Source organism: Paenibacillus sp. J53TS2 (assembly GCF_018403305.1).
In the GTDB taxonomy this organism is placed as follows: Bacteria; Bacillota; Bacilli; order Paenibacillales; family Paenibacillaceae; genus Fontibacillus; species Fontibacillus rhizolycopersici.
This window is the reverse complement of record NZ_BOSK01000002.1, coordinates 1-17,195: the sequence shown is the minus strand read 5'-3', so window position 1 is coordinate 17,195 and position 17,195 is coordinate 1. Positions and strand designations below refer to the sequence as shown.

At 52.5% G+C, this 17,195-nt stretch carries 14 protein-coding genes and 1 rRNA gene; 12 read left to right on the top strand and 3 right to left on the bottom strand.

Translation table 11 applies throughout. The features are described from left to right. Window positions 1-24: 24 nt before the first annotated feature. Complete coding sequence (locus KJS42_RS04735) at window positions 25-204, bottom strand: hypothetical protein (protein WP_213622539.1); 180 nt, start codon at window positions 202-204, stop codon at window positions 25-27. A 100-nt stretch (window positions 205-304) separates the two neighbouring features. Here KJS42_RS04735 and KJS42_RS04730 point away from each other — a divergent pair, with 100 nt between their 5' ends. Genes KJS42_RS04730 through rfbD form a run of 4 tightly spaced genes read left to right on the top strand, consistent with a single transcriptional unit; the run spans window position 305 to window position 3,524 of the window. After that, the gene (locus KJS42_RS04730; protein ID WP_213622140.1) at window positions 305-1,048 is read left to right on the top strand and encodes a sugar phosphate nucleotidyltransferase; all 744 of its coding nucleotides are present in this window, start codon (window positions 305-307) and stop codon (window positions 1,046-1,048) included. 19 nt (window positions 1,049-1,067) lie between these two features. Next, on the top strand, window positions 1,068-1,616 hold the full coding sequence (gene rfbC / locus KJS42_RS04725) for a dTDP-4-dehydrorhamnose 3,5-epimerase (RefSeq protein ID WP_213622139.1): 549 nt from the start codon (window positions 1,068-1,070) through the stop codon (window positions 1,614-1,616). Window positions 1,617-1,629: 13 nt separating this feature from the next. Next, on the top strand, window positions 1,630-2,655 hold the full coding sequence (gene rfbB, locus KJS42_RS04720; RefSeq protein WP_213622138.1) for a dTDP-glucose 4,6-dehydratase: 1,026 nt from the start codon (window positions 1,630-1,632) through the stop codon (window positions 2,653-2,655). Next, the gene (gene rfbD / locus KJS42_RS04715) at window positions 2,652-3,524 is read left to right on the top strand and encodes a dTDP-4-dehydrorhamnose reductase (RefSeq protein WP_213622137.1); all 873 of its coding nucleotides are present in this window, start codon (window positions 2,652-2,654) and stop codon (window positions 3,522-3,524) included. Before rfbB ends, rfbD begins: the two co-directional genes overlap by 4 nt. A gap of 81 nt (window positions 3,525-3,605) precedes the next feature. Here rfbD and KJS42_RS04710 read toward each other — a convergent pair whose 3' ends face one another. Next, window positions 3,606-4,748, bottom strand: coding sequence for an acyltransferase (locus tag KJS42_RS04710; protein ID WP_213622136.1), 1,143 nt, complete (start codon window positions 4,746-4,748; stop codon window positions 3,606-3,608). 173 nt (window positions 4,749-4,921) lie between these two features. Between KJS42_RS04710 and KJS42_RS04705 the strand changes: the two genes are divergently transcribed. From KJS42_RS04705 to pcrA, 3 genes are all read left to right on the top strand, one after another. Then, window positions 4,922-5,818 (top strand): phosphatidylinositol-specific phospholipase C/glycerophosphodiester phosphodiesterase family protein, encoded by an 897-nt coding sequence (locus KJS42_RS04705; RefSeq protein WP_213622135.1) that lies wholly within the window; start codon window positions 4,922-4,924, stop codon window positions 5,816-5,818. A gap of 203 nt (window positions 5,819-6,021) precedes the next feature. After that, window positions 6,022-6,723: a heptaprenylglyceryl phosphate synthase gene (pcrB, locus tag KJS42_RS04700; RefSeq protein ID WP_213622134.1), complete on the top strand. Its 702-nt coding sequence runs from the start codon at window positions 6,022-6,024 to the stop codon at window positions 6,721-6,723. Between the two features lie 297 nt (window positions 6,724-7,020). Continuing rightward, the gene (gene pcrA / locus KJS42_RS04695) at window positions 7,021-9,396 is read left to right on the top strand and encodes a DNA helicase PcrA (protein ID WP_213622133.1); all 2,376 of its coding nucleotides are present in this window, start codon (window positions 7,021-7,023) and stop codon (window positions 9,394-9,396) included. A gap of 142 nt (window positions 9,397-9,538) precedes the next feature. Here the strand turns inward: pcrA and KJS42_RS04690 are convergent, their stop codons facing one another. After that, a complete protein-coding gene (locus KJS42_RS04690) occupies window positions 9,539-9,778 on the bottom strand; it encodes a hypothetical protein (protein WP_213622132.1) in 240 nt (79 codons plus the stop codon). 37 nt (window positions 9,779-9,815) lie between these two features. Here KJS42_RS04690 and ligA point away from each other — a divergent pair, with 37 nt between their 5' ends. The 5 genes from ligA to KJS42_RS04665 form a co-directional block, all read left to right on the top strand. Continuing rightward, a complete protein-coding gene (ligA, locus tag KJS42_RS04685; protein ID WP_213622131.1) occupies window positions 9,816-11,840 on the top strand; it encodes an NAD-dependent DNA ligase LigA in 2,025 nt (674 codons plus the stop codon). 199 nt (window positions 11,841-12,039) lie between these two features. Next, window positions 12,040-13,401, top strand: coding sequence for a radical SAM/SPASM domain-containing protein (locus KJS42_RS04680; RefSeq protein WP_213622130.1), 1,362 nt, complete (start codon window positions 12,040-12,042; stop codon window positions 13,399-13,401). Between the two features lie 288 nt (window positions 13,402-13,689). Continuing rightward, window positions 13,690-15,165, top strand: coding sequence for an ABC transporter substrate-binding protein (locus KJS42_RS04675; RefSeq protein ID WP_213622129.1), 1,476 nt, complete (start codon window positions 13,690-13,692; stop codon window positions 15,163-15,165). Window positions 15,166-15,347: 182 nt separating this feature from the next. Next, entirely contained in the window at window positions 15,348-16,541 is a 1,194-nt protein-coding gene (locus KJS42_RS04670) for an MFS transporter (protein WP_213622128.1), read from the top strand. A gap of 323 nt (window positions 16,542-16,864) precedes the next feature. After that, window positions 16,865-17,195 (top strand): 16S ribosomal RNA (locus tag KJS42_RS04665); the annotation flags it as partial.

The window sequence follows — 17,195 nt, the reverse complement described above, 5'->3', positions numbered from 1 at the left end:
CTTTGGGAGAGACCGGTTTTTTGATTAAAACGTTAGGTTAGCTAATTGCTCAATCGAATCCCTCTCGGATGGATCGACTTGCAGCAAACGGTCATATACGGCCTGATCGCTAGCACCGGTTTTCTGCAAGGCAGCCAGATACCAACGGGCAATCTCGCGGTTCGTGGCATCGGTCGAGTGAATTCGAGCTAATTTAGGAAGCAAAGTACTAGCTAGCTACCGGAATCAATGCCATAATGTAATTATGGGAAACTATGTATCATACTTTGCAAAAAAACTAACATTTGTAGGAAGAGGATAGGCGATGAAAGCAATTATTCTAGCAGGTGGGACAGGCTCCCGCCTCTTTCCCTTAACCAAAGTTACCAACAAACATCTTCTACCTGTGGGTAAGTACCCCATGGTTTTTCATGCTGTCTATAAGCTGAAAAAAGCAGGGCTCACGGATATCTTGTTAGTTACGGGTAAAGAGCATATGGGCGATGTTGTGAGCTTGCTCGGCAGTGGTAGTGAAATGGGGGTTTCGTTAACCTATAAAGTTCAGGATGAAGCCGGTGGAATCGCGCAAGCACTGGGCTTGGCAGAAAAATTTGTGGGTAACGACCAAATGGTCGTTATTCTTGGGGATAATGTATTTGCAGATGACATTACGCCATATGTTAATCACTTTAAACATCAGCAGGCTGGGGCGAAAATCGTGATTCAGAAGGTCCCGGACCCTACTAGGTTCGGGGTGCCTGAACTTGATGGGGAGAGAATCGTCTCTATTGAAGAGAAACCCAAGGATCCTAAGTCTGATTATGCCGTGACAGGAATTTATATGTTCGATCATCATGTATTTGAGATTATTCGGGATTTAAAGCCGTCTGCCCGCGGAGAATTGGAAATCACAGATGTAAATAATGCATATATTGAACGTGGAGAGCTTACCTATGACATACTTCAAGGATGGTGGACAGATGCAGGAACGCATGAATCTTTGGCTCGAGCCAATGAACTTGCCAAAGATTTAGTGTTCGGTGAAGAGTTTGGCAAACTCAAACGATAGACTGGGAGGGAGCTAGTGCATGAGAATGAGTCCGCTTAAGTTGCAAGGAGCGGCATTGCTGGAACCGGTGGTTCATGGGGATCACCGGGGTTTTTTTATGGAAAGTTATAATGACTCCGTAATGAAGAAGCTTGGGATGACCATAGACTTTGTCCAGGACAATCAATCCCTTTCAGCCGAACCAGGTGTTTTGCGCGGGATGCACTATCAATTGTATCCAAAGGCTCAAACGAAGCTAATTCGTGTACTAACCGGAGCTATTTATGATGTCATTTTAGATCTTCGCCGAAGTTCGCCGACTTATGGCCAATGGGTGGGGGTTATTCTTAGCGAACACAACAAACGCCAGTTGTTAGTGCCAAAAGGCTTTGCGCACGGCTTCTGCACTCTTGTGCCAAATACCCAAGTTTTCTATAAAGTGGACGAATACTACTCGCCTGAATGCGACCGCGGCATATTATGGAATGATCCGGCATTAAGCATCGACTGGCCGGTAAGTGAGCCGTTGCTTTCGGAGAAAGACCGGAGGCATCCGACATTCGCGGAAGCAGAATTGAAATTCGATTAGGAGGATTCCTTTCATGAAACTTCTAGTAACCGGCGGTGCCGGATTCATCGGCAGCAATTTTATAAGGTATATGCTGAAGCGTCATCCGGATTATCGCGTGGTGAATGTGGATGCTTTGACCTATGCGGGGAACTTGGAAAATCTCCAAACGGTGGAGAACCATCCGAACTATACCTTTGTCCAAGCCGATATTACGGATGCGATCCAAATGGACGATCTGATTCGCGAAGAAGGCATTGACGTTATCGTCAACTTTGCTGCCGAGTCGCATGTGGATCGCAGCATTGCGGAACCGGATGTGTTCGTCAAAACCAACGTGCTGGGAACCCAGGTCCTGCTGGACGCCGCCAGAAAATACAACCTTACCAAATACGTGCAGATTTCGACGGACGAGGTCTACGGCTCGCTGGGTGAGACGGGGTTGTTTACCGAAGAGACGCCGCTTGCGCCCAACAGTCCCTATTCAGCCAGCAAGGCTGGAGGCGATCTGTTGGTACGGGCATACCATGAAACCTTTGGTCTCCCGGTCAATATTACGAGGTGCTCCAACAACTATGGTCCTTATCAATTTCCGGAAAAGTTAATCCCCTTAATGATTTCAAAAGCGTTGGTGGGGGAGGAGCTTCCAGTTTACGGAGACGGGTTGAACGTCCGTGACTGGCTTTACGTTGAAGATCACTGTAGTGCGATTGATTTGGTCATCCACCAAGGGCGCAACGGAGAAATCTATAATATCGGCGGCAACAACGAGCGGACCAACTTGGAGATCGTGCGTACGATATTGAAACAACTCGGGAAGCCGGAATCGTTGATCACGTTGGTGCAGGATCGCCTAGGACATGATCGTCGATACGGGATCGATCCTACGAAGACCATGACAGAGCTAGGCTGGAAACCGAAGCACTCCTTCGAAACCGGAATTCAGGAGACGATTCGCTGGTACTTGGACAACAAAGAATGGTGGACCCGAATTCAAACAGGTGATTACCGGAAGTATAATGCCGACCCTCGCGGATATCACTTGGGGGAGCCCTCATGAGGGTGCTCGTAACCGGTGCCGGAGGCCAGTTGGGCAAAGATGTCGTGAGACTTTTGGAGAAAGCAGGGCATCTAGTATTGCCGAGTGATCGAGATTCGTTGGATATTACCGATTACGCGGCGTGCCTGAAATGTGCGCAGGAGTTTAAGCCAGAAGCGGTCATTCACTGCGCAGCGTATACGGCAGTCGATCAGGCGGAAAGCGATAGTGCCGGAGCTTATGCAGTGAATGCTGTGGGGACGCGGAACATGGTTCTGGCTTCAGAACGGGTGAAGGCAAAGTTTTGCTACATTAGTACAGACTACGTATTCGATGGAACCGCTAATTCTCCTTATCAGGAATACGATAACACGAACCCTCATAGTGTCTACGGGAAGTCGAAACGAGCAGGAGAAGTCCTAGTTCAAAGCTTGTCTTCTACGTTCTTTATTGTACGAACCTCCTGGGTGTATGGACTTCATGGGCAAAATTTCGTTAAAACGATGCTAAAGCTAGGCCAAGAGCAGCCAGTTCTTACCGTAGTAAATGACCAAAAAGGCTCTCCTACTTATACGGTGGACTTAGCTGAGTTTCTGTTGCGACTGATCCAAACGGAGAAATATGGGATATTCCACGCCAGTAATTTAGGGGAATGCACCTGGTATGAATTTGCTCAGGCGATTTTTGAGGAGGCGGCTCAGGTCCTCGGTGGGGATTACCCGGTACAAGTAAAGCCCTGTACGACCGAAGACTTTCCGCGTCCGGCCCCTCGTCCGCGCAATTCGGTGTTGGATCATTTGGCCATCCGTGTGGAAGGGTTGGAAGATTTACGCCCTTGGCGTGAGGGGTTGAAGGCGTTTTTGTTAGAATTAAAGGCTGGCCAGGGCTAGTCCTTTTTTTGTAGGCAGCCAATTTCGATCGGCAGCAAAAAAACGGTCCTCCACATAGTGAGACCGTTTTTTTATCTTCCTTCACCCCGCTATTCCACGATCCACACCAACCCGCGCCTTCCGCCAACGATTTCGGATTCTTCGGAAACCGATGCCCAACCCGACGCTGATGCAGGCGCAGAGGATAAACGATATTAAGGTCTGGATGTAAACGCCAAGGTTTCCGAGAACATTCAGCGCTAGAAGGTTCGTATATCGCAAAATAAAAGCGTGGACCAAATAGGCGCCAAAGGAGTATTTTCCGATGACGGTTAGCACGAATCCCGTCTTCGTCGGCTTGGAGGTCAAGCGCTGGATTGTATAGAACAGCACTGGAAGCATGGCGAGAGTAGCTGCTATCATCAGGGGCTTGAGGGGTCCTGTTACATATGAGCTGGTTAAGTAGTCCCCGGCTGCTGCGCCTTGGTTGATCCCCCAGATTTTCGTCCCAATGTAAATAAGAAAGAGGATGGTCATCGCAAGGCTGATGCCCCAGAGCGACTGCATCGCTTTTTTCCAGCGTTCATAATACAAGCCGGCCAATCCGCCAAGTACGAAATAAAACGTCCAGAACAGGAAGTTTCGGTCCAGGTAGCGGTAGAGAGTCTGCAGAATCGGTTGATTCGATTGAAAGTACCCTTTTGACAGGGCATAAACCAGAAACAGATTGGCTGCCAGAAACCCGATGGCTACCGCCAGATTGACAGAAGCCGGTCGCTTGCCGGCCAGAAGCAGGCGGAAGACAGGAAACAGCAGATAAAACGGGATAATCATAACCATAAACCACAAGTGATACGAGGCTTTACCCGTAAAAGCCAGCTCCAGTACATGAAGGAGGTCTCCCCAATCGCCGATGATGGCGCCTCCACTGCGAACGCTCAACCACGCATAGTAGAAGAGCGTCCAGAACAGATAAGGTAGGACGACCTGCTGTCCTCTTTTTTTTAAGAAACATCCATATTGAAAAGATCGGTCGTAATTGTAAAACAACACCACGCCGGTGATAAACACAAAAAGCGGTACGGCAAACCGAATCAACCCCAAGAAGGTCGTCCCCAAGCTGACGGATAACGACGACAAACCGGGTTGAGCGAACAATCCACCGATGGCATGCTGCAACACGACTGCCAAGAAGGCCACGCCGCGAAGCGCTTCGATCTCTTCGAGTTTTGCTTTTCTCTCCATTTTGTCCTCCAGGGTGTTTTGCATAGAATGACCATAAAGAAAATAGGTGCATTCGTCAACCGTATTCCCTGAATCTACCGGCGACTCGATAAATCTACGAGATATGCTATAATGACTTTTGACAATAAACGACATTTATCGCTGGAACTCCGATAGAATAGGATTATTTTCTTATGAAAAACAAACTTCTCTACAACCTCCTGCTCCTCATGGGCATCTCGTTGCTGGCGCTGAGCTGGTTACCGGAGTCGCCGAAGACGGAAGAGCAGGGCTTTAAGGCCCATCGGATGGTGGCCCACGCCATGGGCGGGATCGAGGGAATTACGTATACGAATAGTTACGATGCCTTCCTCGCCAACTATGAAAAAGGCCTTCGCGTTTTCGAAGTTGATCTGCTGCTTAGTAACGATGGCAGATTGGTGGCGCGACATGAGTGGGGCCAGAGCTTTACGCGACAGCTCGGCCAGCAGGATCAACTGGCGACGGAGCGACAGGGGGCGGTCCTTTCCCAGGCCGAGTTTAAAGCGGCGAAAATCCAGGGCACCTACGAGCCGCTGGATTGGATCGATGTCTTGGAGCTGATGGAACAGTATCCGGATGCGTATATCGTCACGGACACGAAGCAGTCTACTCCGGAAGAAATCCAGCGGATCTTTACGCAGATCGTCGATGAGGCGTTGGCGAGGAATCCGGAGCTATTGGATCGCGTGGTGCCGCAAATTTACAACCGGGCGATGTGGGAACCAGTCGAGCGAATCTACCCGTTTGATTCGGTTATCTTTACGTTATACCAGACGCATGAGACCGATGAGGATGTGGTGGCCTTTGCCCAGGAGAAAGAACTCGCCGCCATCACGATGTCCGACACCCGGGCAAATGCGGGCTTGATCAAGGAGTTAAGCCGGGTTGGCGTTCCCTCCTACATCCATACGATCAATGATCCAGAGACCCTCGCCAAGTTTAAAAAGATGGGCGCCTACGGGTTTTACACCGACTTTTTGACGGAAGCGGATTTGGCAGAAAATACGGGATTGTTCTCTTTATTGAAAAGATACGTTTTTGTCCGATGAAAACGTATCTTTTTTTGTGTTCGCATCCGACGCGAACATTGACAGGGTACCCCGGGTAACATAGACTAGAAACAGAGAAAACTGAACTGGAAATTTAGTCGTCTTTATGACTTTATATCGGATGGACAAGGGAGAGCGGGGCGAAGCAGCAAGCCCCGTTTTTCGCGGTCCATCTGCCGAAATTGCCGTTGGAGGAATGGAAGTTGAAGCAGATGATACCTGCCTTGCGGCATGTGTTTAAGCTGGATCCGGACCGTGACCTGGATGACTCGAAGCTGGAGGCGGTTTGCCTGTCCGGGACGGATGCGATCATGATCGGCGGATCGAGCGGAGTGACCTATGAGAATACGGTTGAGTTGTTATCCCGGGTGCGCCGTTTTGAGGTGCCTTGCGTGCTGGAAATCTCCGATCTAGAAGCGGTCGTGCCGGGGTTTGACCTATATATGATTCCGATCGTGCTGAACGCGGGTCACCCGGACTGGATCCTCGGTCAACATGCTCGGGCAATCGAGCAATACGGGTACCTGATTCCTTGGGAACTGCTGGTGCCGGAAGGATATCTGGTGCTGAATCCGGAGGCGACCGTAGCCAAAGTGACGGCGGCGCAAGGCCCGTTGGAGGCGGCAACGGCACGGGCATATGCCCAGGTGGCCGACCGCTTGCTGCAACTGCCGATCGTCTACCTGGAGTACAGCGGTCAGGTCGGGGATTTTGAGCTGATCTCGGACGTGCGGCGAACGTTGGATCAAGCGCGTTTGTTTTATGGTGGCGGGATTGCGGATGCCGAAACCGCACGCCGGGCGGCTGCCGTGAGCGATACGGTGGTCGTTGGCAACGTGGTATACAGCGATCTGGATCGGGCGCTGGAGACAGTGGCGGCGGTGAAGGAAGCAGTCAAGCACTAGAAGCGATGAAGGGGTGGCGGAACAAACACCACCGCCATCTTCGCGGAGAGGTTTTGGTTATAACGGACACCAGGGACGTTATCTCTCGGAACAACGAGCCCCCTAACAGCTACCGGACTGAGAAGACCTTATTTGTCTGAAATATGGACCCTCCCGACTCGGTTGGGGTGAAATAGCGTCGTCTGAGTCCGTTACATCGGGAAAACCTCGGGAAATGAGTGAATAACGGCTCTGGAGTCCGTTAGTCGTTTTGGCAAGGACGAAGAGATGGTTTTTAATAAGGAAGGAGCAAGTTTGATGCAACCTGTGAACATACAAGAGGCGGTAAGCCGCCTGAATCCGCAGCAAAGACAAGCCGTAGAGGCGACCGAAGGGCCACTCCTGATCATGGCCGGCGCAGGCAGCGGCAAGACGCGCGTGCTGACGCACCGCATCGCCTACCTGATCGCGACCCGCAAAGCGCCGCCGTGGGGGATCCTGGCGATCACCTTTACGAACAAGGCCGCACGCGAAATGCAGGACCGGGTATCCCGGCTGGTGGGCGGTTCGGAGGGACGGGATATTTGGGTATCCACGTTCCACTCGATGTGCGTGCGGATTCTGCGGCGGGATATCGAGCGGATCGGGTTCACCTCCAACTTCTCCATCCTGGATTCAACAGATCAGCTGTCCGTGATTCGGAACTGCATGAAGGAACAGAACATCGATACGAAGAAATTCGAGCCGAAAGCGGTTCAAGCGGCAATTAGCACGGCGAAGAATGAACTGATCACCCCGCAGCAATACGAGCAGAAGATCGGCGATTATTTCGAAGGCATCGTGGCCAAAATTTACGCCATGTACCAGAAGAAGCTGCGCCAAAACAACTCCTTAGACTTCGACGACCTCATCATGAAGACGATCGAGCTGTTTAAGGGATCGCCGGACGTGTTGGATTTTTATCAAAAGAAATTTCAATACATTCACGTCGACGAATACCAGGATACGAACCGCGCGCAGTACATGCTGTGCCGGATGCTGGCGGATAAGCACCACCGCATCTGCGTTGTTGGGGACAGCGACCAGTCGATCTATCGCTGGCGCGGGGCGGACATCAGCAATATCCTGAACTTCGAGAAGGATTATCCCGAGGCGAAAACGATTCTGCTGGAGCAGAATTACCGTTCAACCTCAACGATTCTGGATGCGGCCAACGGAGTGATTGGGTTGAACACCGGGCGCAAACCGAAGAAGCTTTGGACTGACAAAGGCGATGGGGACAAGATCAAGGTGTACCGCGCGGATTCGGAGCATGATGAGGGGTATTTTGTCACGACGGAAATTCATAACAGTGTCAAAGGCGGACGCAACTACCGCGATCACGCGATTCTGTACCGGACCAACGCGCAGTCGCGGGTGATCGAGGAAATCCTGATCAAGTCGGATATCCCGTACCAGATTGTCGGCGGCATCAAGTTCTATGATCGCAAAGAGATCAAGGACCTGCTCGCTTACCTGCGCCTATTATCCAATCCCGATGATGATATCAGCTTGACGCGGGTCATTAATGTTCCAAAGCGGGGCATCGGCGATACGACGGTGGGCAAGCTGGCGGATGCGGCGGCGCAGCGGGGAACATCCATTTACCGTGTGCTGGAGTTCGTGGATGATTTGGGATTTGCCGGACGGACGCGCAATGCGTTGGTTGAGTTTTTTGACATGATCAGCGGGCTGCACAAAATGGTAGAGTTCCTCTCCGTCACGGAACTTACCGAGAAGCTGTTGGAGATGACCCAATACCGGCTGGAGCTGCAGAACGAGAACACGCTGGAATCCCGCTCGCGGTTGGAGAATATCGACGAGTTCCTGTCCGTCACGATGGAATTCGAGAACAATAATGAAGATAAGTCGCTGGTCTCCTTCCTGACGGATCTGGCGCTGATCGCGGATATCGATAGCATGAACGACAACGGCGATGCCGAGAAGCCAAACGACGATGCGGTCGTGCTGATGACGATGCACAGTGCGAAGGGCCTGGAGTTCCCGGTCGTGTTCATCATCGGCATGGAGGAAGGGGTCTTCCCGCATAGCCGGGCGTTCCTCGACAACGAGGAACTGGAGGAAGAGCGCCGCCTGGCGTACGTGGGCATCACCCGCGCCGAGGAGAAGCTGTTCCTCTCGTGCGCGCAGATGCGCACGTTGTTCGGCCGCACGACGGCGAATCCGCCGTCCCGGTTCCTCGAGGAGATCCCCGAGGAACTGAAGGAGGACGGCGGCCGCGTGCCGCGCGACCGCTACGGCCGAGGCGCCGGCGCGGGCGGCGCCTACAGCGGCCGCGGCTTCAGCGGCGCCGGCGGCGGCAACTTCGGCCGCCCGGCCACGGACGCGGCCGGCGGCCCGGGGGCACGGTCCGCGGCTGCGCCTAGCGGACCGGCCGGGCGCGGCACCGCCGCTCCGATGCGGAGCGGCGTGACCGTGACCGGCGGCGCGGCCTCCGCCGCCGCCAAGACGGCCCCCGGCGATTTCAGCGCCGGGGACAAAGTCGCCCACGCCAAGTGGGGCGTGGGCACGGTCGTTGCCATCAAAGGCTCCGGCAACGACACGGAGCTGCAGATCGCTTTTCCGGCCCCGGTGGGCGTCAAGCGACTGCTGGCCGGTTTCGCCCCGATCACGAAGGTGACCGACGGCGAATAACCGGGTATAATTGCCCCAAACCGGGGAAGGTTGGAGGATAGCTGGGCTGAATTGGGCTACGTCGGCTGTAAATAGGGGTAATTTATGTCCTTATTTTCACCGAATCGGGTTCCCATCGGCCAAATAAGACCGTATTATGGTCTTATTTGGCCGATATGGCACTCATCAGCTTAGTTTGGCTCGGATAACGCCATTTTTTACCCTTATTCCTCGCTAACGAGAGCATTCCCATCAAATAGCGGTATAAAATACCTTTATTGTCGGGGGCGGTGTTGCACGCCGGGTCTACGCCGTGCGATTCGCGCACTTTCCGAGTAACGCCGCAGTTGCCCCAAACGATCCACCACACGGAGCGAACCCTGCCGGGTTCCTCCGTTGTCATACATAAACCTACTTACCCCAAGGAGGGTTGTCCCTGCATGGATGCGATGCAACAAATGGAGCAGCTCGTCGAGCAGTTGAACCGGTACAACTATCATTATTACACTTTGGATGAGCCCCTCATCAGCGACAAGGAATACGACCGGTTGTATGATGAGTTGACCGCGCTCGAGGCGCAGACGGGAATTACCCTCCCGGATTCGCCGACAGGACGCGTGGGCGGCGAGCTGCTGGAGGGTTTCAAGCCGCACCGCCATCTGGCCCCGCTGTGGAGCCTCGACAAAGCTCAAAATCAGGAGCAGCTCCTCAATTGGAACAACCGGGCGCTTAAGCTGATCGCGGACTATAACGGCAAGAACCCAAACACCCCCCTGCCAGATCCTACTTATGTGGTCGAGTTAAAATTCGACGGGTTAACGCTGAACCTGACCTATACCGATGGCCAGCTTGTTCAGGCTTCTACCCGCGGTAACGGCGTCGTGGGCGAGGGGATTCTGCCTCAGGTGAAGACGATCAAATCCGTGCCCCTGACCATTCCTTACCGGGATGGGACAATTGAAGTCCAAGGCGAGGGTATCATGAATTTGTCGGTACTGACCAAATACAACGAGACGGCGGCCGAGCCGCTCAAGAATGCCCGCAACGCTGCCGCCGGTGCCCTGCGCAATCTGAACCCACGTACGACGGCGGAGCGGAAGCTTAGCGCTTTTTTCTACAATGTCGGATACTCGGACAACTTGAAATTTCAGGATCATCGGGAAATGATGGCCTTCCTTAAGGACAATCGTTTCAAGGTGAATCCTTATGTAACGTATCACGACGGCTTTGACAAAGTGATCGAGACCCTGGATGAAATCGTGGAACAACGGCCTACCCTCGATTACTTGATCGACGGAGCCGTCATCAAAATCACCGATATGCGTACGCGTGAAGTGCTCGGTTATACCGATAAATTCCCGCGCTGGGCGGTCGCTTTTAAATTTGAAGCCGAAGAGACGACGACGATCCTTGAATCGGTCACTTGGAACGTTGGGCGAACCGGCAAGATCACGCCTCTGGCCAAGGTCGAGGCAGTCGAGTTGGCCGGTGTCACCGTGCAAAACTGTACGCTGAACAATATCGGCGACATTGAACGTAAGAACCTGAAGTTTGCCTTGGGCACCCGGGTGTTCATCCGCCGTTCCAACGACGTCATTCCGGAAATCCTCGGCAAGGTGCCGGACGAACCCGATGGCGAGGAGATCGCGTATCCTGAGGTTTGCCCGGCCTGCGGCACGCCGCTGGAACAGCGCGGCGCCCATCTGTTCTGTAACAATCGGCTGGGATGCAAGCCGCAAATCGTCGCCCGGATCACGCATTTCGCTTCCCGGGACGCCATGGACATCGAAACGTTCAGCGAAAAAACCGCCGAGCAGCTCCACGATGAGTTAAACCTCCGCGAGCCGGCCGAATTGTATACGTTGACGTTCGAAGATCTGATCAAGCTGGAGCGCTTTGGCGAGAAGAAGGCGAACAATCTGCTCCAGGCAATCGCGGAGAGCAAGGGACGGGATCTCGCTTCTTTCCTGTTTGCGCTGGGTATTCCGAACACCGGCAAATCGACGACCAAGGTGCTGGCCGATCATTTCGGCAGCCTGGACGCCGTGTCGGCCGCAACCGTTGAAGAGTTGACTTCTTTGCCGGACATTGGCGGGATCGTTGCGGACAGTATTGTCACTTTCTTCGCCGATCCGTTCTATCAAGCAGGTATCCGCAAAATGTTGGAGCTGGGAGTTTCGCCGAAAGCTCCGGACAAACCGGCCGCACCGGTGACCGATTCCTTCTTCTCCGGAAAGACGGTCGTGCTAACCGGCACCCTGCAACAGTTGAGCCGCGACGAAGCGACGGAACGGCTTGAGGCGCTGGGCGCCAAGGTGACCGGCAGCGTATCGAAGAAGACCGATCTCGTCATCGCCGGAGAGAAGGCCGGCAGCAAACTAGCCAAAGCGCAGGAGCTTGGCATTCCGGTCATTGAAGACGAGAACGAATTGATCCGGCTGTTGAACGAGAACGAAAATAGCTAAACCGATAAATCTACTTATATCCCCGAAGCGTAAAGCGGATGCCCGCCAGCGCGTTCGGGGATTTTTTTGCGGCCCAACCGCCGGAAAAGTGACGAGGATCATGGCAAGGAGGCGGGATTTTCTCCATCATAGGTCGATGGACCGGAAGGTCCTCATATTTGCATGTTTTCAATTTGACCATGAAAAGGATGGAGAACACATGAATCACGACGCGTTACAGTGGAAGCCTTCGCGCTTTAATGCGCAGAGCGAAACGGATGACGGCGGCCTGATGCTGTATAACAGCTACACCGGGGCGATCGCCGCATGCTCGCCGGCCGAGCGGAATCAGGTCTTGGAGTGGCTGTCCCCAGCCGCGCCTGTCCCCGAACCCGCACCTCCGCTGTACGAATCGATGATCGAACACGGATTCCTTGTCCCTAGCGATACGGACGAAATGCGGCGCGCTTTGTTTCTGCATCAATCAATGCATGCTCAAGATGCGATGCATTTGGTTTTGTTGGTGACGGAGGCCTGCAATTTCCGCTGTACCTACTGTTACGAATCTTTCCCTAGAGCCACGATGCGCGAAGAGGTGCTTCGCGGTCTAGAGGCTTATATGGCTGAGCGGGCCCGTACCCTGAAGCAGCTTACGATCAGCTGGCATGGCGGTGAGCCGCTGTTGGTCCCGCATATAATCGAACGATTATCCCGTTCGTTCATGGCCGCCTGCGAGGCGAGCGGCGCCGTATACGGTGCGGAAATGTCGACCAACGGTTATTATTTGACGCGGGATCGTTTCGAGCAGATGCTGGATTTGCACGTCGAGCGGTTTATGGTGACACTGGACGGGGAAGGCGAAACCCACAATACCCGTCGCGGTCTGAACGGAGGCGGGGAAACCTATCAGACGATCGTAAATAACTTGCTGTCCCTGAAGCAGGTGGATCGGCCGTTTGAAATTAATTTGCGCGTGAACTTTGACAATAGCAATTTGGAGGACGTGGCCCGGTTCATTCCGGTGCTTCGCGATTTGTTTGGCGATGATCCGCGGTTTAAGGTATATTTCCGTCCCGTCGGATGTATGGGCGGCGAGAATGATCTAAACCTGCCGGTATGCGATGAGCGGACCAAAGACCACAGCATCTGGGCATTTAACGAGCAGGCGATCGCTGAAGGGCTGACGGTCAGTTCCTTTATCTCGGACATTTTGCTGCCTACCGGTGCAGTTTGTTATGCGGCCAAGCCGAATTCCTTGATCGTCGGATCGGACGGGATGCTGTATAAATGCTCGGTAGCGCTGGAGCAAGACAATAACCGTTTGGGCCGGATTCATGAGGATGGAACGATGGATCTGGATTATGACAAGCTGGCGTTATGGACGACTTCCGGCGAAGAGACGGACGAGAAGTGCCAGGCTTGCTTCTTCCGGCCTGCCTGCCAAGGGAATCTTTGCCCGCTGTACCGGATGCGGACGGGGAATCGCCCTTGTTCCTATGAGAAGCGCCAGATCAAAAAGACCCTGCGTACCATTTGGCTGCAAGAACAACGGGAAGCGGAGGCTTCGGAAGCCTTATCTTGACGGTTTGGCTGCGTTCTTGTCTCTGTACACCCATCCCGACAAGGAGGTGATAGGCATGAAGGTCATTCGTTCCGCGGCTCAGCCTGCACACGTCAAAACCGGCCGGGTATCTAAATCCGTTCCGGGCAACTTAAGCTAACTCTGCGTCACTTTAAGAAGAACCGATTCCCGCGGACGGGTTGATACCGCGGTGAATCGGTTTTTTTTACCAAAATATGAAACTATCTCTCCTCCTCGGACGTTCTATTCATAGAGTCATCATTAAAAAATATTCATTTGGAGGTCGTAATGAGGAGGAACTGGTTACATAAGGGGATGTTGGTCATACTGGCCTGTATGGTGTTTGCGGGTTGTGCTAACCGCCCTGCACAGGAGAAGGTGCAAACGTCTAGCTTAAAGATTATGTATTGGGACGAAAGGTATTTCTTTCAGGAGTATGGTGATTTGTTTGCCATCGGTCATCCGAACGTGAATATCGAAGTGGTTAGCACAAACAGCATTTACAACAACTCGAATGGCGAGCAGATCGACTATGAGAAAGCCTTCTCCGAGTTCGTTGAGAAGGAGCAGCCGGACGTCATCTTATTGGACTCGTCCAATTACGATAAATTCGTGACCGATGGAAAGCTGATGGAACTGGATACGTTGATCGAGCGGGATAAGTACGATACCGAGACCATTTATCCGGCGTTGATCGAGATGCTAAAGGATAAAGGAGGCGGCAAGCTCTACGGCCTGTCCCCGAACTTTAATGGGAGCGCCATCTTTTACAATGCGGATTTGTTTGCGAAATACGGCATTGAAGTACCGCATGATGGGATGACTTGGCAGGAGCTTCTTGACCTGGCGCGGCGGTTCCCAACGGAAGGCGATAAGGATACACGCGTTTATGGCTTTGGAGCGCAATACGGTATGTCGATGGAGAATCTTGCCTCCTCGATCGCATCGGCCCAAGGGTTGCAGTTCTTGAATCCGGACACGATGAAGGTGACAATTAACACGGATTCATGGAAGCAAACTTATAAGCTGGCGATGGACGCGGTGGATTCCAAGGCCGTATATATCCCTGAAGGCAATGGTTTTCAAGGCGGGACAATGGAAGAATACTATAAGAGTCAGATCTTTGTGATGGGCCGGATGGCGATGGCTGTAGAGAGCCTCTATATGCTGCAAGACCTGAAGCAAGCTCAGGATTCACTCAAAGATTATAAACCTTTTCAAATTGGTGTTGCAGCGGGGCCGGTGGATCCCGCTGATCCGCAATCCTCCCGAAACATCAACTTTAACGAGATTTTCGCGATACGGGCAAACTCGCCGAATGCGGATGCGGCATGGGAATTTATCAAGTTCATAAATGGCGAGGAATTCGCCCGAGTCAAATCGAGAACGATGAATAATGGTTTGCTGTCCCGTATGGGGGTTGTTAAGGAGTATAACGGAGTTAACCTAGAGCCGTTCTATAAACTGAAGCCGAAACTCAACAACGATAATCGTAGTTATGAGAAAGTCCCTAATGATTTTTATATGCAGTATCAACCGGTTCTTGAACGGGAGTTGAAGCTTGCCCAAGAGAAGAAGAAGTCGATTGATGAAGCGCTGCAAACCGTTCAGGACGAAGCCCAGGTTCTTTTGGACAAGGCGGTGAAGGACGAAGCGGCCAAGAAGAGTTCTGGCGAAGCGGCTGATACTGGAACTAGCGGTGAATCCTCCGATGCCGGAACCGGCGGTGTCATCGTTATCGAATCCGGGAAATCGGGCGAATAAATAACAGACGGTTTCGTCTAATTCATAGGAGGGCGAGTCCTTGCGCAAGCAGGGAACTCACCCTCTTTTTTTACGGAGCACTGAAAATTTCGTCAGATTGCCATCATTGACCTCGAATGTTTAGGTGTTGGCGGGAACGTTATATCGTATAATCTTCAAAGAATACGGGATGGGGGAACGATATGCCGAAAACAAAGTGGTTATTAAATACGTTGGTCCTCATCTGCTTCATGGATTTATTTATCCAATTGCCGGTTATGGGCCCTCTGGCGTTGAGCCTTGGGGCAGGTCCTTTTCAGATTGGGCTCGCGGTAGGTATGTATTCTCTAACCAATATGATTGGAAATATGCTGGCTGGAATCTGGATCGATCGGTTTGGAGGAAAAAGAGTTCTGCTCGTCGGTCTATTTGCAACCGCAGGAATCCTTCTGCTATATACGTTGGTTTCGCAGCCTGGCGAGCTCTTGACGGTTCGTGTGCTGCATGGCCTCTCCGGCGGTCTATTGGTGCCAAGTGCATTTACTATGGTATCGCGCGTGGCTTCGGACCGGGATCAGGGCCGGTCCATGGCTCTTTCCGGCGCAGCGGTGGGGGTTGCCGCCATTTTGGGACCCGCTTTTGCCGGCATTATGAAAGCAAGTGCGGGGCTGGATTGGCTATTCATAGCCGCTTCTGCTCTACTCCTGTCGGGTGGTGGGGTGGTTCTACTGGGCAGAATTCGTGAGGACGTGGGGCGGTCCCGTGAGCAAGACGCTTCATCCTCCCGCGCTAAACACGTGTTTATCGCTACGCTGCGCAACCCATCGGCTGCCATGGCTTATTACGGTGCATTTGCTTTAATGTTTGCTATGGGGGCGCTCACGTATAGTCTTCCCTTAAAAGCGGAAGCGTTGGATTTGCCCGATCAAGCTGCGGGACTGATGCTTAGTGTATTCGGCGTCGTCGCCATCAGTTTATTCGTACTGCCTAGTAATCGCTGGTTTGATCGAGTTCCCCCTCTGCGTTTATGTGCTGTGGGAGGTGGGATCGTGATCGTATCCCTCTTTGCGCTATCGCTGACCGGATTACAAATGGGGATGTACGTCGTTATGGCGGTTTACGGTTTAGGTTTTGCGCTATTGTTCCCCTCTTTGAACGCGCTGCTTGTTAGTTATGTCAGACCGGAGCACAAAGGGAAAGCCTTCGGCATGTTTTACGCCTTCTTCTCGTTGGGCGTTGTTGCAGGCTCTTCCGGACTCAGTGCATTTACGGGAGATTATGATCTTACGCTGCGTATAGCCTCAGGATTTTTGCTAGCGACCTGCTGTGGGGTTGGCCTCTGGGGAATCCGGCGAGCTAGGCGCGAATCCAAGGCGATGAACCCTTCAACGGGTTAATGACTCGTTGACTATGGACGCCCGCTGATTGGGGAATATTTCATGTTGCAAAAAGATTACCGGCGTGATAAATTATTACTTGTCGCTTCGGACGACACCCTGTAGAAACACTTACAGGATTGTCGAAAAAGAAGTTGACATGGTTCGACTGATTGAGTATAATAAATAACTGTTCGACAAAAACTGATGAAGACTTCAGGGGTTGCCGAATCCGCAAGCAAGTTCTTTGAAAACTGAACAAATGGAACACGTCAATATTTAAACGATTAATTTTAATCGTCAGATTCAAAATGAGCTATCAGCTTATTCAATAAGTTTCAACTTTATTGGAGAGTTTGATCCTGGCTCAGGACGAACGCTGGCGGCGTGCCTAATACATGCAAGTCGAGCGGAGTTAATCAGGAGCTTGCTCCTGCTTAACTTAGCGGCGGACGGGTGAGTAACACGTAGGCAACCTGCCCGTAAGACTGGGATAACTACCGGAAACGGTAGCTAATACCGGATACGCAAGTTCCTCGCATGGGGAGCTTGGGAAAGGCGGAGCAATCTGTCACTTACGGATGGGCCTGCGGCGCATTAGCTAGTTGGTGGGGTAACGGCTCACCAAGGCGACGATGCGTAGCCGACCTGAGAGGGTGAACGGCCACACTGGGA